Genomic DNA, 20,810 nt, shown 5'->3' with positions numbered 1-20,810 from the left:
TACGTGGGCCCGAACTTCAGGGCCCAGCGGCGCACCGTCTCATAGGACACAACGATGCCGCGCTCGAGCAACATCTCTTCGATCAGCCGCAGGCTCAGCGGAAACCGGAAGTACAACCAGACCGCATGGGCGATGATCTCGGGCGGGAAGCGATGGTGTTTGTAGCTGACGGACTTGCTCATACCGGCCTGCCTACACGCCTCCCTCTGATACTCGGGTTAATGTGACAACACCCATAGCGCAGATCAGAGGGCCATCCCCGAGGTCCGAACAGAAAAGTACCGTTGGCGGCCCGAGAATGCCATGAGGCAAAAACAGGTGAAAACCCCAGAAACCTTCTTGTCATTCGTCCGCTCCTAACTAGAACAAATCAGGAACATGGAGGGCTGATTTCCATGCAACATGGTCATTCGACAAGGTCCCACCCCATCATGAACCGAAAGGTTGCCGACAGGCTCCTCGAGACCCTACGTCCAGCCCGCCATCTCCTCACACGATCCCTGGCCGAGATCCCGATCGGTGGTCCGGAATACTGTCAGATCGACCGTGTTGTAAGAGAGATCGATGGGCTTGCCGAGATCCTGATCGGCGACGGGCCTCATTTTTATCAGAAGGAGCACTCCGCCCCGGACAACAATGCTGCATAGTCGCTCGCCCGGTCAGCAGAGGGCGGTTTATGGCCACTGCTTGACAATTATTTACTTCAAGCTTGAAATCTTCAGACAACTAAACACTGAGTGGGGCAGTTCAAAGTGCTCATCTACAAGCATAGCTGAAGCCCGCTTCAGGTGCGATGCTTGGAGAACGGCATAAAGGCAAGCAAGGGATCAGGAGGTCTCACCATGTCTCGCTTAGCCACGATCTGCTGCCACGAGGTTGTGCCTCAACTCGATCGCCGCTCCGTTCTAACCGGAATCGCTGGTCTTATCACTCTCGCCCCTCTCGCCAGTGCCCATGCCAAGGACGAGTTGCCTCTGGCCAGCCTTGTCGGGCCGGACGGGCAGGCTTCCCACCTCGCACGATCCATGTCAGGCCAGACGGTCAGGGTCCGGGGCTATCTGGCACCAAGCCTCGATGGGCGTGAATTCGCCCTGTCTGAGGCCTCGCCAGGCGCCTGTCAGCTCTGCGGCACGATCCATGATCCCGGCGCGACGATTACAATCCGTTCCGCTCCGACCGAAAGCGTTCCCCCGATCTTCGAACCTGTCCTCGTCGAGGGTCAGCTCGCGGTGACTGGACCAGCTGCTACGGTGGCCTTGTTGGACGCTAAGACGCGTACCCTCTGAGCCTTTGCAGATTTTCAACCGCAAGACCGGGAACGTTCGCCATGATCAACACTCGTATGCGGCACCTGTTGCCCGCTGGGTTTTTGCTTGCAGGCTCCCTGCTGGCTGGATCGGCTTGGGCACAACAGGCCGATCTCATCCTTCACAACGGCAAGATTGTAACGGTTGACAAGAATTTTACGACCACCCAGGCGCTTGCTATCCGCGGCGATCGCTTTGTTGCAGTCGGTGATAATGCAACCGTGCTCAAGGAGGCCGGTCCCAATACCCAGATCATCGATCTCGACGGGCGCACTGTTGTGCCAGGCTTGATTGATACGCATCTCCATATGGCCTCCGCAGCCCTGAACCGGCCTGCCGTAAAGCTTTTGGAAGCTCGCTCGGTTGACGACGTGAAGAAGCTGATCGCCGAGCGCGGCGCCCAGACGTCGCCTGGCCAGTGGGTGATCGCCTCATCCGGGTGGCATGAGAGCTTGCTCAAGGAAGGACGCCTCCCGACCCGTTATGAGCTCGACGAGGTCTCGCCCAACAACCCGGTGTTCATCCCCCGCGGTGGGCACGTGGTCACCGTCAACAGAAAGGCCCTTGAACTCGCCGAAATCAAAAAAGATACCCCTGATCCAAAGGGCGGGGTGATCGTCCGAAATCCCGCGACAGGTGAGGCTACCGGCGTCCTTCTTGAGACGGCCGCGTACTTCGCTCGCCGTGCTCTCCCGCCACCTCCCGCGCCCGCCGAGCGCGCCCGCCTGCTCAGGGAGACTATGCGAGAGCTCAACAGCTATGGTCTCGTCTCTGTCATTGAGCCCGGCATTGATGAACCCGCCATCCAGGTCTATGCGCAATTGCGCGACGCTGGTGCGATGACGATCCGCACGGATCTTCTCTATCGTGCGCTCACCAAAGACCAGGTGCAGAAAGGCTTGTCACAAGCCTCACTTCGCTCCGACGACATGCTTCGGTTTGCCGGGATCAAATACCCACTCGACGGCGGTGTTGAAGGTGCCCGTCTGTACGAGCCCTACCAGATTGTGCCGGGCGAGCAGCCGGATCCGAACTATCGTGGTGTCCTCCTCCTGCCGCCAGGAGGAGAGGATGAGTACGTCGAGGGACTGAAGCTAGCCGCTGCGGCCAAGGTACAGGTTCAGACGCATGCGGTGGGTGACGAGACGATCGACGTCATCGTGCGCTCCTATGAGCGGGTCAATGCTGAGACACCGATCAAAGACCTGCGCTGGACGATCATGCATGTGTTCCTCCCGACCGAAAGTGCGCTCAAGACGATGAGCGAGCTCGGCATCATGGCAACGGCACAAGATCACGCTGTACTCCTGGGGCACAACCAGCGACGGTGGTGGGGCGACAAGCGCGCAGGCTACGCCATCCCGATCCGCGCCATGCTCGATGCCGGTGTGCATGTTGGTGGTGGAACAGATGGTCCCGTCGTTCCTGTGGACCCATTCCTGTCGATGTGGTGGATGGCAACCCGTGGGACGCTCAATGGCTATCAGCTTGGGCCAGAACAGGCGATCACACCGCGCGAAGCTCTTCAGCTCTATACGATCAACAATGCCATCGTTATGGGCGTGGAGAAGGAGAGAGGCTCCATCGAGAACGGCAAGCTCGCCGATCTTGCGATCCTTTCTCAGGACATCCTCTCTGTGCCACCACAGGCGATCCGCGACACCAAGGCATTGATGACAGTCGTCGGAGGCGACATCGTCTATCGGTCCGGGATTTAGAGGCTGTGGCTTCCGGCGGCTTGGCCAGTACATCACAACCATGGCTTGACTCGGCCATAGTCGGGAGGAAACAGCCATGATGAGCACTGAGTTCTCAGCACAGCTTCTGGGAGCTCTCTACAGCTGGAGGGATAGCTGCGGAGTTTCAGCCTCTTCGTCCGTATTCAGGGCCGATAGGGACACGCCTAAAAGGCGCACACTCTTATCCAGTGGGAATAACTGTCGAAGGAGGTGGACGCTGGCTTGGTCAAGCCCCGATTGGCTTTCAACATAGCCGGGTAAGGTGCGGCTGCGGGTGATCTGTTGGAAATCGGAGAACTTCACCTTGAGCGTCACCGTCCGGCCGCGTACGCCTGTTTGCTCGCAATGCCGCCAGACCTTGTCGATGATCGGCTGGAGCGCAGTCTTCAACTCCTCAAAGCCAGTAAGGTCCTTCTCAAAGGTGTTCTCGGCACCCACCGACTTGCGGATGCGATCAGGCCGGACCGGGCGATGGTCGACAGCTCGGGCAATCCAGTAGTAGTGACTGCCAGCCTTGCCGAAGCGTTCCTGCAGGAAGCTCAGCGACTGGGCCTTTAGATCCAGGCCGGTGAAGATGCCGAGCTCGTTCATCGTGCGCGCTGTGGCCGGACCGATGCCATGGAACTTGCCGACCGCAAGGCTCTCGACGAAGGCTGGACCCATCTCTGGCGTAATCACAAATTGGCCGTTCGGCTTGTTCTGATCCGAGGCCATCTTGGCCAAGAACTTGTTGTAGCTGATCCCGGCCGACGCTGTCAGGTGGGTCTCCTCCCAGATCGTGGCTCTGACCTCCCGGGCCACCTGTGTGGCGTATGGGATATTCTTCAGGTTCTCGGTCACATCGAGATAGGCTTCATCCAGCGACAGTGGCTCGACCAGCGAGGTGTACGCGTGCAAGATCTCCCGGATTTGGCGCGAGACCTCGCGGTAGACGTCAAACCGCGGCTTCACGAAGATCAGCTCAGGGCACTTCCGGCGGGCCGTGATCGAGGGCATGGCCGAATGCACCCCAAAACGGCGGGCCTCGTAGCTGGCGGCCGCCACGACACCCCGCTCACGCGAGCCTCCGACGGCGACCGGCTTGCCCCGCAGCTCCGGATTGTCCCGCTGCTCCACCGAAGCATAGAAGGCGTCGAGATCCACATGCACGATCCGACGCTGCCGCTCCGGTGTGCTGGAATGCTCACCAGGGCCTGAGGTTGGGGCGACGCTGGGATGATCGTGAATGGTACTTGTCAAAGTCTAGGATCGCGGAAGTGGCGCTACACTCGCCCTCAAATTTGTTTCAACCTGGGGCCTGCACCATGCTGGCCACAGATGATCTGGCAATTGGGGCGTCTCTCTTTTAGAAACCTGCTCATGAGCCATTTCCTCCGCCTCTTGCCTCGCAGTGCACCATGACCAGACATGTGGTTATCGACGTTGAAACCGCGCAATCCTATGACCACATCGTCGAAATTGCCGCGGTTGAGGTACTTGGCAACACCATATCGCCCCGCTCGTTGGTGCGCAGGATCAAGCCGCGCTCGGCCATGAGCCGGTTCTGCTACGCCGTCCATAGCATTTCGCTCGAGGACCTGCAGAGCGAGCCATATTTTGAGCACGTGATCCCGGACCTCGTCGAGTTCGTGGGTGACGCTACGATCGTGGCTCACAACTACACCTACGAGTACAATACGCTGAAACGAGAGTTCGAGCGCGCTGCCCATCCGGTTTATCCACGCGAACGCTTTTCCTGCACTATGACCATGGCCAGGCGATTGGGCCTTCCCGGCAAGCTCCGCCAGGCGTGCTCACAGATTGGCATCAGCGTTACCCACCTACGCAACGAGCATGATGCTTTGAACGATGCGCTTCTGGCCGCTCACCTGTTTCTCAAGCTCAATCGAAATTGATGCCTCTCGACCCTTCTACGCGTGGTGCCACAACCTGTACTACGACGAAGCTCTCTCTCGAGAGAGCACCTGGGATATCCGGACGAGGCAACGTCTAAACCCGTCCCCTCTGACGATTTCCACACATTCCACAGCCCATGAACAAACAAGGAACATTCCTGTAGCGCGTAGGACCTCGAATCGGTAGCGTCACGGCTCATCAAGGAGATCACCATGGTCGAGCAGGCCCAGGCAGCATGCGATACTGATCAGATGGAAGCTGACGTCACCGCCGTGATCGAGGCTTGCGGAGGGGATCCGAGAACCGCCATCAAAGCTCTTCTGATTGAGCAACTCATTCAGGAGCAGCGGATTGAACGGTTGGCTGCAGCTTTGTCATTCGGGTACGTCCGCGGACGGATCGGTGTGACGCCGCACAACACTGGCCTCAGTCGTCATGCAACAACCTGATCATGGTTCCACGAGCGCGGGTTCAGCGTCCTTGTCATCCCACACCACGCGCTGGAGCCATTACAGAACGTTGAAGTCTTAATCCCATGCTACATGGTCATTCGAGGCGGTCCCGACGAGCGATGACCCGAGAAATCGCCGACAGGCTGCTGGAGTCCCTGCGGCCGACCCGTCACCTCCTCACCCGGACGTTGGCGGACATTCCGATCGACGGTCCGGAGTACCACCAGATCGACCGTGTGGTGCAGGAGATCGACGGTCTGGCCAGGATCCTCATCAGTGATGAAACCCACTATTATCGTGAGGATCATGCCGCACGGGCGTTCGGCACCGACCATCGCGGCGAATGAAGAAACCCGCGTGCACTGGCGCACCTCGCATCAGTGATGGTGGGATCATGATTCGGCAGTAGTCGTCAGGTTCCCTCGGAGCAGTGGCCGATGATTGCCGGTTCCGTCGCAAATATTTTGTTTCAGAGTTTCAGCTACGGTGGCGATGGTTATAGTAGCGGAGACACGGGTGTTCAAAGGCAGACATTTCGATCGTACAGTGATCCTACTCTGCGTCCGGTGGTACCTGGCTTACAATCTGAGCCTGCGGAACCTTGAGGAGATGATGGCCGAGCGCGGCATCAAGGTCGATCACGCGACCATTCACAGGTGGATTATCCGCTACTCGCCTGAACTTCTGAACCGTTTCAACTCACGCAAGCGAGCCGTCACTGCCAAGTGGCACGTTGACGAAACGTACATCAAAGTCCGAGGCGAATGGAAATATCTCTATCGAGCCATAGACAGCAATGGCGACACGGTCGAATTCTGGTTCAGTGCCCAGCGAAACCTCATCGCGGCCAAACGGTTTCTGCGCAAAGCATCCAAGCGGCATGGCCGGCCCGAGCGGATTGTGATCGACGGCAGCCAGACCAACCGCGAGGCGATCCTGGTCTGCGACACGGACAGCCGGCTTCAGGACCGGTCAAGGCGCAAGCTGAGGCCGATCCGCATCCGGCGAAGTGCCTACCTGAACAATCGCATCGAACAGGATCACCGCGCCATTAAGAGGCGGGTGCGGCCGATGCTGGGCTTCCAATCCGTGGCCACTGCCCGTGTGATCCTCTGTGGAACCGAGATGATCCACATGATGCGTAAGCAGCAGGCAAAGTATGCCTGCAATCGGCAGCCGTCACTCGCTGAGCGGTTTCACCTGCTCGGTGTATGAGCGTCGTACAAAATATCTGCTTTTTCTTGTCCCTCTCCCAGATTTGCGACGGAACCGGCAGTGGACATCACCCTTCGGACTGTGCTCATTATCGACGCGCAGTTGGGGAGCCGCATCGTGAGGCACCTGCATCCAGAGTTCTTCCGCTTGCTTCTCACCCTCCTGCTCCTGGCTGTTGCTTTGCGCTCTGCACTTGAGTTGTTGGTTCCTCCTGACAAACCGCTTTCCATCTCGGTGCAGGAGGTGCGCACGTGAGAATACTTGGTCTCCTCCTGCTCCTGCTGGCCAGCCTGACCCCCGTCCGGGCCGAGACCCTGATCACGTCCCTATCGAACCATCGCGTTCTGATCAATTCCAACTATACCGGCACGGAAATTGCGGTGTTCGGCGCCATCGAGCGCGATGCCCAGACGGTCGCCCGCGCCACGGGCTACGACGTGGTCGTCACGGTCCGTGGCCCGCGTCAGTTCCTGACCGTGCGCGAAAAGGAGCAGCTCGGCCCCGTCTGGATCAACCAGGAACAGCAGAAGTTTCCCTCGGTCCCCGCCTATATCAGCGTGATTACCTCACGGCCTATTTTGGAGATCACGAGCGACCAGCTGCGCCAGAGGCAGAGGATCGGTCTCGGGGCCATCATCAACGCCAACGATTTCACCTATGGACGCGACGGTGCGGATAGGCCGTTCCGGGAAGCACTGCACCGCTTGAAGGCCCAGGAAGGTCTCTATCTCGAGGACGAGCGCGGCGTGGCGTTCCTGACTTCGGACATTTTCCGCGCGGGCATTCCGCTGCCGGCAACGGCCCCGCCGGGTAACTACGATGTAGATGTGACGCTCTTTGCCGACACCGTAATCCTGGCCCGCACGACCACCGATTTCGAGCTGGTCAAGACGGGCTTCGAGGAGCAGATCGGTGTCGCCGCTCGCGACTGGTCGCTGTTCTATGGCCTAGGGACGGCCGTGATCGCCATCTTCTTCGGCTGGCTGGCAAACTTCATCTTCCGGCGCGATTGAACGGACGAACGGAAGGGTCTGGCTGCGGCTCACAAGTGTATTTTAGGTCGCGCCACCCGCACCTCCCGCCAGGAAATGAAGATGAGTTCCGAGGTGCGACAGCATCTGTAAATAGGTCAGGAAGGTCGCTTCATGGCACCTTCCGGAAGTACACTGAACTTCTGCAAAGGCGCGACGAGCGGGCCTTCATTTGATCACTCTTCGTAGTCGACTGACCCGTTGCAGACCGTCGGAGCGTTGGCTCATGAACGGGTTAGTTCTGGCTGATCCAGGGGGGTATCACCCAAAGTTCCAAGCCGCTGGGCATGCTCTCATGCGGATCACCGCCCGGGGGAAGTTCAGATCACGCGCAGCAATTCGGTCAAACCTAAGCAGTATTATCGCCACATTCAGCCACAAGGATCCGTTTAACCTGTTTCCAGCGCAAGTGGTTGCGAGGGTTCATAACCCGTAAGGATCGCGTTGTGCTCTATAGCCGCTGTTTGAGTAGCCCCTATACGCGCCTGACGATGCCTCGGCGCATGATGTCGTCGACCGCCGGGAAGGCTTGGAGCGCAATCTCCGGGATGGGCTCCAAGCCTGTACCCTGTGATAGCGGGTGGTCGTCCGGAGACCTGCCGAGCTGACCGACGATGATGCGCCCGACCATGCCAGCATGCTCGTGTGGGACGCAGTAGAAGTCATAGACCCCTTCTATGGTCAGCGTGACCGCGAAGCTCTCGTTCGGCAGTAGATAGTCCGAATGCCAGGGTTCGGCACCTTCGGGGATGCGCAGGGGCGCTCGAAGTTGTTCGGATGATAGGCTGTGGCGGTGTGCGAGTTCCCGGTATCCAGGTTGGTCCAGCGGATCGTCCGACTCGGCTCGACATGCAGGCCGATCGGGTCGAACCAGACCTGGGAGCCATCCGCATTGCCCACCATCCGGATCTCGACTGCCGCTGCGGCGAGCGGGAGCCGGGGCGAGGCCAGACTGGCGAGGAGGGCCCCGCCGGTCCGTAGGATATGTCTGCGCGAAATCATCACTTCGCTGCCACCCGCTGCTCGTCGGCCTTGGGCACGTGCCACAGGACAACATGCGCATGGGGCTTCTCGACGCCCGGATGCCCGGCGTTGAAGTACACATCCACATGATCGACCCTGCCACCAGGGGCGGCGAGATCGTCGAAGCGCTTGTCCTTGTTCGACAGGTCCTCGACAGGCAGCATATAGACGATGCTGACGAGGCGTTCGTCGCGGTCATAGGCCAGGAACGGACCAGCCGGCAGGGTCTTGGGGTCCACATACAGCTGACCCAGCCCCGGCAGGAAGTCCGGCAGCTTCACGAGTTCGCTCACCTTTTTGTAGGCACCGCTTGGTGGTGCTTTCTCGACCTGATCGGCTGCCAAGGCCGGCAGGGTGAAAGCAACAACCAAGGCGAGAGTAGCGACAACAGTCCTCATGACATCCTCCGTAGACACGCCAAGCCAGCTTCTGCCTGCGCGTTCCCATTGGATGAGGGCTGCCCGGAAAGGTTCCCGGGCCCTTAGCGGCCTGCCTGCCTCAGGATGGAGGCCATGCTGGCGTAGCCGCGCGCTTCAGCATGCTGTAAGGGCGTCATGCCGTTCCGATCAGGGATCTTGGGGTTAGCGCCGGCTTCGACGAGCGCACGCACGGTTTCTGTATGACGGGGTCCGCCGTCCCCGAGGATCACCGCCTCGATCAAGGCGGTCCAGCCCAGGTTGTTGACATGGTCAAGTGGCGCTCCAGCACGGATCAGCTCGCGGACAACACCATCGTGGCCAAGATGGGCTGCAGCAATCAACGCGGTGCCGTCGTAAATGCTGGTCATCAGCTTGGCGCTGGCGCCGGAGGCGAGCAGGGCCTTCAGCATTGGCACGTCATCTCGGACGGCTGCAATCGTCACAGCGTCATAGCGCTGGTTGTCGAGAAGGCCTGGATCCGATCCGGCGGCAATCAGGGCCCGAGCCACCGAACCATGGCCCTGGAATGCCGCCACATGCAGCGGTGTGCGGCCGTTGCTGTCGCGGGCATTGGGATCGGCCCCTTGTTGACGCGGTTGCCCGATATCATCAATGCTGCCTTTGGCAGCGGCCGCGTGCAGCCCACGGTAAGCCGCGAGCTCAGTTGGGGTGGGAGGCGTCTGTGCGGAGGCCGCACCTCCGGTCAATGTCAGGATCCCAAAAAGTCCGACAAGTGCAAATAGATGGGCCATGGTCCGTCTCCTTGCGGTGTGATGGTCGCTGACGTTGCCGACTACCGGTGACCATTACGTCAGTTTTGCTCTCACCTTGGCAAGGCCGCCAGTCGCGCATTCCACGCTGAGGTGCCCGCCTGACGTAAGGCATAGCTCCGAGACCGATCCTTCGCCTCGCGTAGTATTTTCCCCTGCGGCACCCTCCTGAATGCAGACAGTCGCGCCATAAGCTCTGTTCGGTATGGAGCCAGGTAAGGTCAGCTAATGGTACTCCTCAGACCAAAGCCTGAGGGCAGCAATCCTTGCGTAACCAGACCCGCCTCACGGGCCGCGAGTTTCGCGGCTTGGCCCACGCCGGACCTTCCTTGGTTAGCTCTCCCGTTAAACTCTACATCTTATCTAGGGTTTATCAGAACGACGACGTCCCCTGAGCAGATGCAGCCTGAGGCGGCAGGATCGCGCACCTCGTCACGTACACTCCTTCGGGATTGCTGAGATCCAGTTCATTAGCTGAACCGCACCATTGGCCTCCTCCTGCTTCGCCGCGATCTCCCGGCAAGGCGCGGTATTGGATCCGGTCATTCGGCACGTCGATCCATTGCTGATCCATGTACATCTGCACACCGCGTGTGGTCAGGCGATAGAACGCAGGGCGGCAATCCCGGTCATCACAGCAACTCGCGCCTCTCCCGTCCCGTATTTGCGAGTAGATGTCGTGGGCTGGTGTTGGCAGCGGCAGACTGATGAGGGCGGCAGAAACAAGAGCAGCTCTTAACAACATACACCCCTCTCTTATGGGCTTGGCGCGTTAGGAATGCCCCCTGCGAGCGAGGACGATCGTGCCGGCCGCACAATCTCGAGCGGCGCGTGGGCGAGAGTGCTCTCCTCAGATCCCGTACACCCGCGCCGGGTGGGATGCCGCTGGGTAATCCGAGGGCGTCCCTAGGGGTTATTTCATAGGCACGTCCGATGCGCGGACCACTGCCTGCTTCGCGACAGCCTCGCCGATCACCCGCCCAGCCTCCACATCGGAGGGAAAGTGGATGCCAGCCCACATGCGGGAATCCGCTGCCTGCTTTGCGAGTGCACGCAGGGGCTCTGCGTCACGCGGGAAGAGTCCTGCAAGGGTGTCTCCGGCAGCCGTCGAGATGCAGGCATGGGCCGCCGGATAGCTCGGGTGATTGGGAGGTGGGAAGAGCGGCTTCAGCTCCGGGTCGATTTGCGAGGGTCGCATGGCCCAGTAGGCGTACTTTGCATCCCAGCAGACTACCACGGCGTCGTGGACCGCAAAACTCGCAAGGGCGAAAGCTCGCGCTGCCTCCAGCGGCCGCTCGGCCAGCCCATATTCCAGCACCTTCCGGCTCGTCTGCTCGTTCCACAGATGCCAAGCGCGCGATCCGCCCGCGCCCCATTCCCAGAACCAGGCGTGGCTCGTCATCGCGGGGGTACGCTGAATGGCTTTGAGCTCGGCGAGCTCGGCTTTTTTCTGCGGGGAGTCGTACGCAGGTGGGGGTGCAGGACGGAGAGCGTCACCGGAGGCGATGAGCCAAGTCTTCCAGGTTCCCGCGAGAGGCAGGATGGCATTGCTGCCGGTCCAGAAACCTGGTGTCGTTGGGACCGAGCCGGTCCATTTTGCATCAAAGCCGTCTGCTTTGCCGCGCTCCACCGCCTTCCCCCCGACCGCACGCCCGAGCGCCAGGCCTGCTGCAACATCGCTCGGGAAAGCGACCCCAGCTATGCTGCGGGAACGTCCCGCCTCCTCTGCCATGGCACGGAACACGTCCGCCTTATCAGGAAAGAGGAAGGCCAGCACCTCGGAAGCCGCTCCTGCGGCGGCGGCATGCTCTGACGGATAGGACGGGCTTATCGGCGTCGCGAGCGAGGTCTTGAGCTCCTTGGCCTGATCAATCGGGCGGGCCCGGTTGTGAACGGACTTCTGTTCGAACGCAATCACCACGGCATCGTGCACGGCAGCATGGACGAGGGCCATATGGCGCGCGGCCGCTGGGGTTGGTATGGCGCGCAAGACCATCTCGTCCGCTGCTACAGCGTTCCACCGATAGGCCGATCCGCCTGTCGCCCAGTATGCTGCGCGTTCGGCACCCGTGGAGCTGCGCTCGGCTGTGAGCCGTTTCAGCTCTGCGAGTTCGGCCTCGGTTGCCGAGCGGTCTGGGGGCGAGGGCACACGAACCTCGTCTCTCGACGCAACAAAGGTTGACACGCCCTCTGTTCGGGGCGCCTGCGAAGACGCCTCCGTTCCTGTCATCATGGTACCTGCAAGTGCCGCGGCGACCGCGCCGCGCCGCCAGGCCACTGTGTTCCACCCGAAAGCCTTCATCGCGACCTCCTCTCATCCTGCCCACAGTCACCCCTGTGGGTCCTCTGTGCGCAAAGAGGGAGCTTAGGGCTCATCCGAGAAGATGTTCTAGTCCAGGATCTGTAGTAGAATGGCGAGCCCCTCCTGATAGGATGGTCTCATGCGCTACGGTCAATTTTGCCCGATTGCAAAAGCCGCTGAGATCCTGGCGGAACGCTGGATGCCGCTGGTGATCCACGAGCTCCTGGCCGGCAGCACCCATTTCAGCGACATTCATCGGGGCGTCCCCCTGATGTCGCCGACCCTGCTGTCGCACCGCCTCAAGGAGCTCGAGCAGGCCGGACTCGTGCAGAGCCAGCCGCTTGGGGGGAAGCGCCGGGAATGGCGGCTGACCGAAGCCGGGCAAGCCCTTGGCCCTGTCATCCACCAGATGGGCGAGTGGGGCGTTCAGTACGCTCAGGATCCGCTCGATGAGAGCGACCTCGACTCACGTGTTCTGATGTGGAACATGCGCCGGCGGGTTGACCCCACGACCTTCCCTGACGAGCGGGTGACGGTGGAGTTCGACTTCACCGACATGCCATCCAGCCGGCGGCACTGGTGGCTGATAAGCAATCGTGGTGAGGTTGATCTGTGTCCGACTGATCCGGGCTATCCGGTCGATGTGTATCTGACGACCGACGTACGAACCATGGTGATGGTCTGGTTTGGGAAGCTCAACTTCGACCGCGCTGTTGCCGGCGGGCGCATCGAACTCCTCGGGAATGCATCTATCTGCATGCGGCTTGGCGGGTGGCTCCTGCTGAGCCCGTTGGCGCTGCACTCGGTCTAAGCTTCGTCGCCAATCGGCACCAACTAGGTCCGGTATGCGCTTTGCCCGTTATCCAGGGAGTGCAGACGACCGCTCCTGTCACGCCTAAGACCTAAGTTCGTGGGCTCTGTCGCAACTCTTTCTTTCCTATCTCGGGCTATGGCCTGCGCTGGTGAGAGGGGGTGACCCGAGATGTTCAAGGGCAGGCAATTTGATCGATCCGTCATCCTGCTGTGCGTGCGGTGGTATCTCGCTTATAGCCTGAGCCTGCGGGATCTCGAAGAGATGATGGCCGAGCGAGGCATTTCTGTCGACCACGCCACGGTCGGCCGCTGGGTGATCCGTTACTCACCCGAGCTTCTCGAGCGGTTCAATCGACGCAAGCGACCAGCCGGCCGGAAATGGCATGTGGATGAGACGTATATCAAGGTGCGCGGGCTATGGATGTATCTTTACCGGGCCATCGACAGCAACCGCGACACGGTCGAATTCTGGTTCAGCGAGCGGCGCAATCTGGCTGCCGCCAAACGGTTCATGCGCAAGGCACTCAGTCGCCATGGTCGGCCTGAGCGGATCGTCATTGACGGCAGCCAAACGAACCGGGAAGCCATTCTAGCCTGCGATATGGAAAGCCGGCTTCGAGATCGCTCGAGGTGCAAACTGAAGCCGATGCAGATCCGGCAAAGTGCCTACCTCAACAATCGGATCGAACAGGATCATCGTGCCGTCAAAAGACGGGTCCGGCCGATGCTCGGGTTCAAGTCAATGAACAGCGCTCGCGCCATCCTGAGCGGCATTGAAATGGTGCACATGATGCGCAAAGGACAAGCGAAGTACGCCGGCAATCGGCACCCCTCACTCGCTGAGCAGTTCGAGCGGCTCGCTGCATGACCGTCGTGGGAGGATCGCTTCTATCCTGCTGTCTCAGCTCCAGAGTTGCGACAGAACCCTTCGGCAGCCAGGATCAGATCCCGGCGCACCAGCGTCTTGTAACCTTTGAAGCGCGAGCCGGGTGGAACCTCGACCTGCAGCGTGACTTCACGCGTCACCCGATCCCGTTTGGTGCCACGCCCAGGGCGCCGGCCCGGACCCGTAGACCGCGGCTGAGTGGCTTTCTCCATGCCGGAGGGTTTGAAGGATGGGCGCGGCGGCAGGTTCTTGAGCCGGGCGATCTCGTCCTTCAAGACCTGGTTGTCGAGGCGCAGTTGCTCGACCTCGTGCTCCAGTCGATCAATCTTACCAGCCAGATCCGAAACCAGCAGGCGCAGGGCCTTCTGGGACAGGGGCTTGGCGGAACCACCGGGCGAGGTCATGCCCGGATTGAATCACGGATGCCCGTCCGGAGGAATCCCTGCCCCCCAATCTGCCCCACTTACCCTCGAAGGCCAGGCTTGTATCCTAGTGCTAAGCTATTGACGAATCATACTATAGCTTAATTGAGGGAAGCAAAGCACGCCATCACTACAATGAGGACTGCGGCAGTTTAGGGTTCTGCAAAGCAGCATCCGCAGAGATCGAGAGTGGTGCTGCTGGCGAGCGCCTCTCGGAGCTTCTTGGCGGCCGTTGGAGCCTTAGAATGGCCGCCAAAGCCCTTGTTTTAAGCCATTTCAGAAGCTTCTAGGAAAGCCCTCCTCTACCGGACTGGTTAACAAAACGGCTTGAGAGACGTCTTCAAACGGTCAGTTGCTCGCAAGAAACGAAAGTGTACAAAGGGCCTGAAAATGGCTCCGGAAGCCGGTTAATGGCCCCTCCCCTCTCAAAATCTCGTTTGATTGGCTACGCCCGCGTGTCTACCGAGGACCAGGCGCACGATGCTCAGCTCGATGAGTTGCGCGCTGCCGGCTGTGCCGAGATCCATCAGGAGCACGGGTCAGGCGCAAGCCGATCCAGGCCGGTGCTGGCGCGACTGATCCGTGAAATTAAACCGGGTGAGGTCCTGGTCGTGGTACGCCTCGACCGTCTGGCCCGTTCGGTGAGCCACCTTCTTGAGGTGATCGAGACGCTGGAGGCCAGAAAGGCGCATTTCCGTTCCTTACGCGATCCAATCGACACCTCGACTCCACAAGGTATATTTTCCTTGCAGGTGCTGGGTGCAGTGGCGCAGCTCGAGCGCTCCCTCATCTCGGAGCGCACGCGGGCCGGGATCAAGGCCGCTACAGCGCGGGGCAAGAAACCGGGCAATCCGGGCATGCGTGAGCGCCGGCCGGAGGCGATCCGGAAGATCGCCCTCGCCCGCGAGAAGGTCTACTTGGACGATCTGATTGCCGGCGCAGATCGATGGATGCCCACAGTTCGCCGCATGCGCCCGCAGCACCCTTGGGAGGATGTTGTTCGTGTCCTCGGCAACAGCGGCCAATCGTGGACCGTGACCCGGCTGCGGCGGGCCGTCGGCAAGCTCGTGTCGCAGCACATGGCCGACCCTGCCCTCCTCCGCCCTGCCCCACGCAAGAACCCGGAGGACCGCCTCATGACGCTGATCGCCGGTATCGCCATGACCGACCCAGGCCTCTCGTTAAGGGACATCGGGGCGCAACTCGAGCGCATGCGGGAGCGGACGCCACGTGGCGGCCTCACATGGTCAGCCTCATCAGTGAAGAAGCAACTCGACAGGGCGAAGAAGCACGGGCTTGCGCTCCCGCCAGAAGCTCAGGGCGAGAGCTGACATCCCCGCTTCAGCCCGCCTGGTGGAACGAAGCTCACCGCGTAGGCGAAGATGATCAAGGCGGCGCGGACGAAGAGATAAATTAGCAGACTCCTCACACTTCCGGAGGACTTTCCCTTAGACGTAAAGGGCGTAACGTGATCGTCGGTCTCTCTCGGTTTCGTCCGCTGGACTGCTGCGATCTTGAGGCCCGACGCCGGCCGATCCAGGAGGCTCCGCGAGCCCCGATTGCGCCGGCGTCGCCAGTTCTTCACTCGGTTCAAACAGCCTTTAGCATAAAGTCGACGTGAACGGCGTCGTAGGGAAACACGACCAGTCCCTCGCCCGTCCTGTCGATGACGCCCGCCTCGAGAAGAGCATGAACGTCCCCGTGCACGGCCTTCACATCACGATCGACGCGGCGGGCGATCTCGCGGATTCTTAAAGGGCCCTGCCCTGTCATGACCTTGAGGATCTCCCAGCGCTTCTTCGTCAGCGTCTGCCAGAGGAGTTCGACGGAAGCGAACGAGATATGCGCGCCCTGAGCCTCGCCCTCGAAGGCGGCAAGCGCACGCCGGGTTACGTCCTCACGAGATGCGACGGAAAGGGTCACTGTGGTCATTCGGGCCTCCATTGGTCGACGTCGCGCCAGAAGTCAGCGAGCAGCTGGGCTGGGGTGGTGAAGCGGTAGCCGGTCTCAATCGGTCCGACGTGCTTGTGATCGCCCTTCCCGGCTTCGTTGTCGTAGCGAAGCACGCAAATGCCCTTCACGACATAGGTCAGCGCGTACTTGTACTCGTGCTCCGACCCGCGCACCGGGTGTGGGACCCGCCAGACGCGCAGTTCGACGAAAGCGTTGTCCGCAATCTGGTGGCGCTCACGGAGCAGGAGTTCAGCCTTAATGTTGGAGTTTATGCCAACAGTCGGGGTGTTGTCAAATACTCCAACGATCGAGGGCTGTTTTTGTGCCGTATGAAGGTCCATTTAGGGGGAGCGGTGCCGCGCGCCGTAGCCCCGCATCTGCTTTCGGCGCAGCCACGTCTCAAGTGCCTCGACCGTTCTGCCTTCGCTTTCGTACAGTTCGATCTTGCGATGTCCCGAAGTGCCGGTACGGCCCCACTCGCGGATGCGGGCCGCATCACCGAACAGGCTCGCCTCAATGGATCGTACGTAAAACCGGGCCATGTTGGCATCTAGGTCACAACGGCCAAGCACCAGATATTGGATCTTGTAGTCAGCCATGCTCCAGCGTCGCGTCTGCGCGCGAGGCAGTCCAATCCAAATAAAGAATCGAGCAATGGAAAAACGGATTCAAACAATGATAGTTCTTCGAATGTAGGGGTGCCTGGTCTGGAAGCAAAGGACTATAAATCCAGTACAACTACTTGAAATAGCCGAGTATTACTAAGGGCATGGCTGGATTGCTTCGGGCGCATATAGCCATTTGATTAAGCAATTCAGCCAATGTCCGATTTTCTCCAAGGAAGCATGCTGCACGTAGACAATCACGGCAGGGCAGGGTTGCCTTCGTCTTAGCGTTAGGGCAGGCGGCTATGGCCCCTGCATGGGTCGTTGTAGTTCGCCGAGATCACCTCATGGTTAATCTTCCGCAACATCCCAAAGGTCGGCTCCGTTGAGGCGAACTCTCTCGCTTCGCAATTGGTCAATCTCAACCTGAAGAAGCGCTTCCGGATGGTCGCAGAGGAACTAGCGGATTTCAGCGCCCGCGTGCTGCGGCCAGGCTTTAGAACTCAAGCCGGACGCGATGGGGTCCCGCTTGTGGATGCTATGCGCCAGTCAGCACACAAATCGATCCAGCAGGCAGCCAGCTACAACGATCAGCAGGAGCATGCTCAAAGCAAATCTACTGGAGGAGTTATTTATTCGTCAGACAGCTATAGCGTCAATCAAGAGAACCAAGTTTGTAGCTGCAAACCAGCCATAATGGCGAGGGCACATTGGGATTTGATCTCGATATGCCCTAAACTTCAAATGCGTCTGAACGGCCTACCTTTCATAGCTTAGAAAAGCTTTGAGGCTGACAGCTGCACCGCGGACCAATCATAGGTCTTGAGGTTGCACACCATAAGACCGCGGCTGAATCCACAGGGTAGGACTTCGGCAGCATACCTAGGAAGTTTGTAGCTGCAAACCGGCAACGCGGTCCTCGACAATGCATCGATTTAGCAGGGACGGTGGCTTCTAGATCATCATCGACAGGTCGAACACTCGCTAGTTTGTAGCTGCAAACCAAGTCCAGTTGCTGCACTCCCACCTCGTCTCCGGTCTAAGCAACAAAGTTTCGATATTCGCCGCGCTGATCATACTTGGTCCACTTGTCACGTTTGATCTGGAGGCGGCTTGCAGAGGGCCTAAACTGCAACTCGCGTGACTAGATAGGAAGATCTAGTTTGCAGCTACAAACCGCCTATTCGGCGCCAACGCTTGCATAGAATGACCCCTCGATAAAAAAATCCTCCGCCAGACTGGTAATGTTAACAAATCGGAAAGGATTTCAGGGCCAACTACGGAAACAGCTAATTTTTTGGCCCGTTTCCGTATCCATGAGGAATGCCATGGCTCTCGCGCAGCAAAAAACTGAGGGACTCGTCGATGAGTCCCAGTGGGTGGATGAACTGATTGGCATTCATGCAAGGGATCTCTCCAAGCAGCTTCAATCCCAACGCCTTGCTCTCTATCCGCCGCTCGCTCGCAAAACACTTCGCAAGTTCACGTCTGGTGAGGCCGCCAAGATTCTTGGTGTTGTCGATGCCTACCTGCGTCAACTCTCCTTGGAAGGGAAGGGGCCTCAGGCCGAGATGCTGCCGAACGGGAGGAGACAGTATAGCTTGGAAGACCTCCATGCACTTCGGCAGTACCTTGATGAGACGGGCAAGTCCGACCGGCGTTACATGAAGCACCGAACCGGAAGCGAACATCTGCAGGTCATTTCCTGCGTAAATTTCAAGGGTGGAAGCGGAAAGACCACTACCTCTGCTCATCTCGCTCAATATCTTGCCCTGCAAGGTTACAGGGTCTTGGCTATCGATCTCGACCCTCAGGCAAGCCTCTCGGCACTCCATGGAATCCAGCCAGAATTCGACCTGGATCCGAACCAGACTCTCTACGGATCGATCCGCTACGATGGGGAACAGCGACATCCGGAGGAGATCATCCGGAAAACCTACTTCCCTGGCCTCGATATCATCCCGGCAAATCTTGAACTCATGGAGTTCGAGCACGAGACGCCTAAGGCGCTGATGGATCGGCAGAACCCGTCAACACCCTTTTTCAAGCGCATCGGCATGAGCCTCAAAGCAGTGGAGGAGAGATATGACGTTGTCGTAATCGACTGCCCACCGCAACTCGGGTTCCTCACGCTTGCGGCGCTCAGCGCCTCCACGTCGATGGTCGTCACTGTTCATCCCCAGATGCTCGATGTCATGTCGATGTGCCAATTCCTCACGATGGCCTCCGAAATGCTTCGCGTCGTCCGGGAAAATGGCAGCAGCATGAAGTACGATTTCACTCGCTACTTGATTACTAGGTTCGAACCAGGCGACGGGCCTCAGAGCCAAATGGTCGACTTCATGCGTACGATGTTCGGACAGCACGTTCTGACAAACGCTATGCTAAAGAGCACCGCGATTTCGGACGCTGGTCTGACGAAGCAAACCATCTATGAGGTGTCACGGGAGCAATTCACAAAATCCACGTTCGACCGCGCGATCGATGCGATGAACAATGTTAACGGCGAGATTGAAGCACTCATCATGCAGGCCTGGGGGAGGGTCTAATGGCACGGGATTTGCAGGCGATTTTGAAAGCTAGCCTGGAACAAGCCGATGAGGGAGAAAGCCTCAAGGCGGTCGTTCAGATGCCAAAGCAACCGCAGCCGACCGTTGACGAGAAACGTTCAAGGTTCGCTGCGATGATGTCGGAAGGCCGCGCTCCTGTAGGCGCAATGGGAGCTGCCCTTGAGAACATGAAGGGGCAATCGGAGGCTGAGATTGCAGCTCTCAAAGCTCAGATCGAGTCCGGCCACACCGTTGTCGAGATCGAAACTGACAAGATCGATGGGTCCTTTGTATCTGACCGAATGGACAGATCAGATGACGCCTTGGCTAGTCTGAAGGAGCAGATTAAGAGCCAGGGGCAAATCGTCCCCATCCTTGTGCGACCTCACCCAGAGATCGTGGGGCGGTACCAGATTGCATTTGGTCATCGTCGCGTTGCCGCCGCGGCAGCCTTGGGCATTAAGGTCAGAGCCGTAATCAAGGATCTGAGCGATGAAGATCTAGTGATTGCCCAAGGGCAGGAGAACAACGAGCGTCTGGATCTGTCCTACATTGAGCGGGCACGTTTTGCAGCGACCCTTGAGGAGCGCAAGTTCACGCGCGCGACGATTATGGCAGCTCTTTCTGTCAGGAAGGGTGATCTATCGTCACTTGTGTCTATCGCAACCAAGATCCCCGCAGATATCATCAATGCAATTGGGCGTGCACCAAACATTGGAAGGCCGAGGTGGTTGGACTTCCTTGCACTTATTCTGGAGGCTAATGGTGTCGACCGAGCCCGTGAAATCATCAAGAAACCAGACTTTCTGAAACTCGAATCCGACGAGAGATTCCTGACGCTCTTCGCGAAGCTGTCAAAGAAGGAGCGTGTAGCTCCACAGACTTTGCTCTCAGAGTTCAGCTTCTGGAAAGATCCGGATGGGCGTCGTCTCGCAAAAGTTAATGATACAGAGACGAAGTACACCCTGCAGATCGATAAAAGCATCGATCCGGAGTTCGGTTCATTCGTCTTCTCAAAGCTAGACGAACTCTACGCAACTTATAAAGCCAACAAGCAGTGATGCCTTGGGGCAGGACCTAGGTGTTCTGCCCCTTCTACATTACGCCCGTCATCAAAGGTCATTCTGACATTGAGTAATGCGCTAATTTATCAAAATTGTGGAACTGATCCGAGCAGCAGTAGGTGACAACCAACCTAACTGCAGGCGCAGAGGGGGGGGGGGCGCCGCAGTAATGTCAATTGCCCAGCGGGCTGTACAAGGATGGGCGCGGCATTCAACTGACCGTTTGAAGACGTTTCTCAAGCCATTTTGTTAACCAGCTGGGCAGAGGAGGGCTTTCCTAAAATTTTCTCAAACTGGCTTAAAACAAAGGCTTCTTAAGCCATTCTGCGGCTTCAACAGCGGCCAGGGAAATCCGAGAGGCGCT

At 59.0% G+C, this 20,810-nt stretch carries 25 protein-coding genes and 1 pseudogene; 14 read left to right on the top strand and 12 right to left on the bottom strand.

The window, feature by feature from the left end:
• Positions 1-182: pseudogene (locus JKG68_RS25240) on the bottom strand (IS6 family transposase); the annotation flags it as partial.
• 213 nt (positions 183-395) lie between these two features.
• Here JKG68_RS25240 and JKG68_RS25235 point away from each other — a divergent pair.
• The 3 genes from JKG68_RS25235 (at position 396) to JKG68_RS25225 (ending at position 3,025) form a co-directional block, all read left to right on the top strand.
• The gene (locus JKG68_RS25235; protein WP_202064234.1) at positions 396-647 is read left to right on the top strand and encodes a hypothetical protein; all 252 of its coding nucleotides are present in this window, start codon (positions 396-398) and stop codon (positions 645-647) included.
• Positions 648-842: 195 nt separating this feature from the next.
• Positions 843-1,286: a hypothetical protein gene (locus JKG68_RS25230; RefSeq protein ID WP_202064233.1), complete on the top strand. Its 444-nt coding sequence runs from the start codon at positions 843-845 to the stop codon at positions 1,284-1,286.
• A gap of 41 nt (positions 1,287-1,327) precedes the next feature.
• Positions 1,328-3,025, top strand: a complete 1,698-nt coding sequence (locus JKG68_RS25225; RefSeq protein ID WP_202064232.1) for an amidohydrolase — start codon at positions 1,328-1,330, stop codon at positions 3,023-3,025.
• A 117-nt stretch (positions 3,026-3,142) separates the two neighbouring features.
• Here JKG68_RS25225 and dinB read toward each other — a convergent pair whose 3' ends face one another.
• Complete coding sequence (gene dinB / locus JKG68_RS25220; RefSeq protein WP_210346452.1) at positions 3,143-4,285, bottom strand: DNA polymerase IV; 1,143 nt, start codon at positions 4,283-4,285, stop codon at positions 3,143-3,145.
• A gap of 158 nt (positions 4,286-4,443) precedes the next feature.
• Here dinB and JKG68_RS25215 point away from each other — a divergent pair, with 158 nt between their 5' ends.
• The 6 genes from JKG68_RS25215 to JKG68_RS25190 all read left to right on the top strand — a co-directional run bounded on the left by JKG68_RS25215 (position 4,444) and on the right by JKG68_RS25190 (position 7,622).
• Positions 4,444-4,941, top strand: a complete 498-nt coding sequence (locus tag JKG68_RS25215) for a 3'-5' exonuclease (protein ID WP_202064231.1) — start codon at positions 4,444-4,446, stop codon at positions 4,939-4,941.
• Positions 4,942-5,154: 213 nt separating this feature from the next.
• Positions 5,155-5,391 carry a hypothetical protein gene (locus JKG68_RS25210; RefSeq protein WP_246515839.1) on the top strand — a complete coding sequence of 79 codons (237 nt, stop codon included), beginning with the start codon at positions 5,155-5,157 and terminating at the stop codon, positions 5,389-5,391.
• 122 nt (positions 5,392-5,513) lie between these two features.
• Positions 5,514-5,741 carry a hypothetical protein gene (locus JKG68_RS25205; protein ID WP_202064230.1) on the top strand — a complete coding sequence of 76 codons (228 nt, stop codon included), beginning with the start codon at positions 5,514-5,516 and terminating at the stop codon, positions 5,739-5,741.
• Positions 5,742-5,910: 169 nt separating this feature from the next.
• Entirely contained in the window at positions 5,911-6,609 is a 699-nt protein-coding gene (locus JKG68_RS25200) for an IS6 family transposase (RefSeq protein ID WP_202064242.1), read from the top strand.
• Positions 6,610-6,669: 60 nt separating this feature from the next.
• Positions 6,670-6,864 carry a hypothetical protein gene (locus JKG68_RS25195; protein ID WP_202064228.1) on the top strand — a complete coding sequence of 65 codons (195 nt, stop codon included), beginning with the start codon at positions 6,670-6,672 and terminating at the stop codon, positions 6,862-6,864.
• Positions 6,861-7,622 (top strand): TIGR02186 family protein, encoded by a 762-nt coding sequence (locus JKG68_RS25190; RefSeq protein WP_202064226.1) that lies wholly within the window; start codon positions 6,861-6,863, stop codon positions 7,620-7,622. The genes JKG68_RS25195 and JKG68_RS25190 overlap by 4 nt, the downstream gene beginning before the upstream one ends.
• 493 nt (positions 7,623-8,115) lie before the next feature.
• Here the strand turns inward: JKG68_RS25190 and JKG68_RS33780 are convergent, their stop codons facing one another.
• The 6 genes from JKG68_RS33780 to JKG68_RS25165 all read right to left on the bottom strand — a co-directional run bounded on the left by JKG68_RS33780 (position 8,116) and on the right by JKG68_RS25165 (position 12,154).
• Positions 8,116-8,271, bottom strand: a complete 156-nt coding sequence (locus JKG68_RS33780; protein ID WP_246515842.1) for a hypothetical protein — start codon at positions 8,269-8,271, stop codon at positions 8,116-8,118.
• Positions 8,272-8,321: 50 nt separating this feature from the next.
• Positions 8,322-8,642 (bottom strand): cupredoxin domain-containing protein, encoded by a 321-nt coding sequence (locus JKG68_RS33770; RefSeq protein ID WP_246515841.1) that lies wholly within the window; start codon positions 8,640-8,642, stop codon positions 8,322-8,324.
• Entirely contained in the window at positions 8,642-9,061 is a 420-nt protein-coding gene (locus JKG68_RS25180) for a DUF5602 domain-containing protein (protein WP_202064224.1), read from the bottom strand. Before JKG68_RS25180 ends, JKG68_RS33770 begins: the two co-directional genes overlap by 1 nt.
• Before the next feature lie 83 nt (positions 9,062-9,144).
• Positions 9,145-9,834 (bottom strand): ankyrin repeat domain-containing protein, encoded by a 690-nt coding sequence (locus JKG68_RS25175; RefSeq protein ID WP_202064222.1) that lies wholly within the window; start codon positions 9,832-9,834, stop codon positions 9,145-9,147.
• Positions 9,835-10,225: 391 nt separating this feature from the next.
• Positions 10,226-10,426: a hypothetical protein gene (locus tag JKG68_RS25170; RefSeq protein ID WP_202064220.1), complete on the bottom strand. Its 201-nt coding sequence runs from the start codon at positions 10,424-10,426 to the stop codon at positions 10,226-10,228.
• A 339-nt stretch (positions 10,427-10,765) separates the two neighbouring features.
• Positions 10,766-12,154, bottom strand: coding sequence for a phosphatase PAP2 family protein (locus JKG68_RS25165; protein ID WP_202064218.1), 1,389 nt, complete (start codon positions 12,152-12,154; stop codon positions 10,766-10,768).
• Positions 12,155-12,293: 139 nt separating this feature from the next.
• Between JKG68_RS25165 and JKG68_RS25160 the strand changes: the two genes are divergently transcribed.
• Both JKG68_RS25160 and JKG68_RS25155 read left to right on the top strand, forming a co-directional pair.
• Positions 12,294-12,965 carry a winged helix-turn-helix transcriptional regulator gene (locus JKG68_RS25160; protein ID WP_202064216.1) on the top strand — a complete coding sequence of 224 codons (672 nt, stop codon included), beginning with the start codon at positions 12,294-12,296 and terminating at the stop codon, positions 12,963-12,965.
• A 171-nt stretch (positions 12,966-13,136) separates the two neighbouring features.
• Positions 13,137-13,835: an IS6 family transposase gene (locus JKG68_RS25155; protein ID WP_202064215.1), complete on the top strand. Its 699-nt coding sequence runs from the start codon at positions 13,137-13,139 to the stop codon at positions 13,833-13,835.
• Positions 13,836-13,855: 20 nt separating this feature from the next.
• Here JKG68_RS25155 and JKG68_RS25150 read toward each other — a convergent pair whose 3' ends face one another.
• The gene (locus JKG68_RS25150) at positions 13,856-14,257 is read right to left on the bottom strand and encodes an FtsB/FtsL family cell division protein (RefSeq protein WP_202064214.1); all 402 of its coding nucleotides are present in this window, start codon (positions 14,255-14,257) and stop codon (positions 13,856-13,858) included.
• 428 nt (positions 14,258-14,685) lie between these two features.
• On the opposite strand from JKG68_RS25150, the gene JKG68_RS25145 reads away from it, so the two are divergent.
• Positions 14,686-15,606, top strand: coding sequence for a recombinase family protein (locus tag JKG68_RS25145; RefSeq protein ID WP_202064213.1), 921 nt, complete (start codon positions 14,686-14,688; stop codon positions 15,604-15,606).
• Between the two features lie 259 nt (positions 15,607-15,865).
• Here JKG68_RS25145 and JKG68_RS25140 read toward each other — a convergent pair whose 3' ends face one another.
• The 3 genes from JKG68_RS25140 to JKG68_RS25130 are packed head-to-tail and all read right to left on the bottom strand — an operon-like array spanning position 15,866 to position 16,827.
• Positions 15,866-16,207, bottom strand: a complete 342-nt coding sequence (locus tag JKG68_RS25140; protein WP_202064212.1) for an HVO_A0114 family putative DNA-binding protein — start codon at positions 16,205-16,207, stop codon at positions 15,866-15,868.
• Positions 16,204-16,569 (bottom strand): toxin-antitoxin system TumE family protein, encoded by a 366-nt coding sequence (locus JKG68_RS25135; RefSeq protein WP_246515837.1) that lies wholly within the window; start codon positions 16,567-16,569, stop codon positions 16,204-16,206. Before JKG68_RS25135 ends, JKG68_RS25140 begins: the two co-directional genes overlap by 4 nt.
• Entirely contained in the window at positions 16,570-16,827 is a 258-nt protein-coding gene (locus JKG68_RS25130) for a WGR domain-containing protein (RefSeq protein WP_202064211.1), read from the bottom strand.
• A gap of 1,334 nt (positions 16,828-18,161) precedes the next feature.
• On the opposite strand from JKG68_RS25130, the gene repA reads away from it, so the two are divergent.
• The gene (gene repA, locus JKG68_RS25125; protein ID WP_202064210.1) at positions 18,162-19,382 is read left to right on the top strand and encodes a plasmid partitioning protein RepA; all 1,221 of its coding nucleotides are present in this window, start codon (positions 18,162-18,164) and stop codon (positions 19,380-19,382) included.
• Positions 19,382-20,443 (top strand): plasmid partitioning protein RepB, encoded by a 1,062-nt coding sequence (gene repB / locus JKG68_RS25120; protein ID WP_202064208.1) that lies wholly within the window; start codon positions 19,382-19,384, stop codon positions 20,441-20,443. Before repA ends, repB begins: the two co-directional genes overlap by 1 nt.
• Positions 20,444-20,810: the final 367 nt, after the last annotated feature.

This window comes from Microvirga aerilata (assembly GCF_016743775.1).
GTDB classification, from domain to species: domain Bacteria; phylum Pseudomonadota; class Alphaproteobacteria; order Rhizobiales; family Beijerinckiaceae; genus Microvirga; species Microvirga aerilata.
This window is presented reverse-complemented; position numbering and strand designations above follow the sequence as displayed.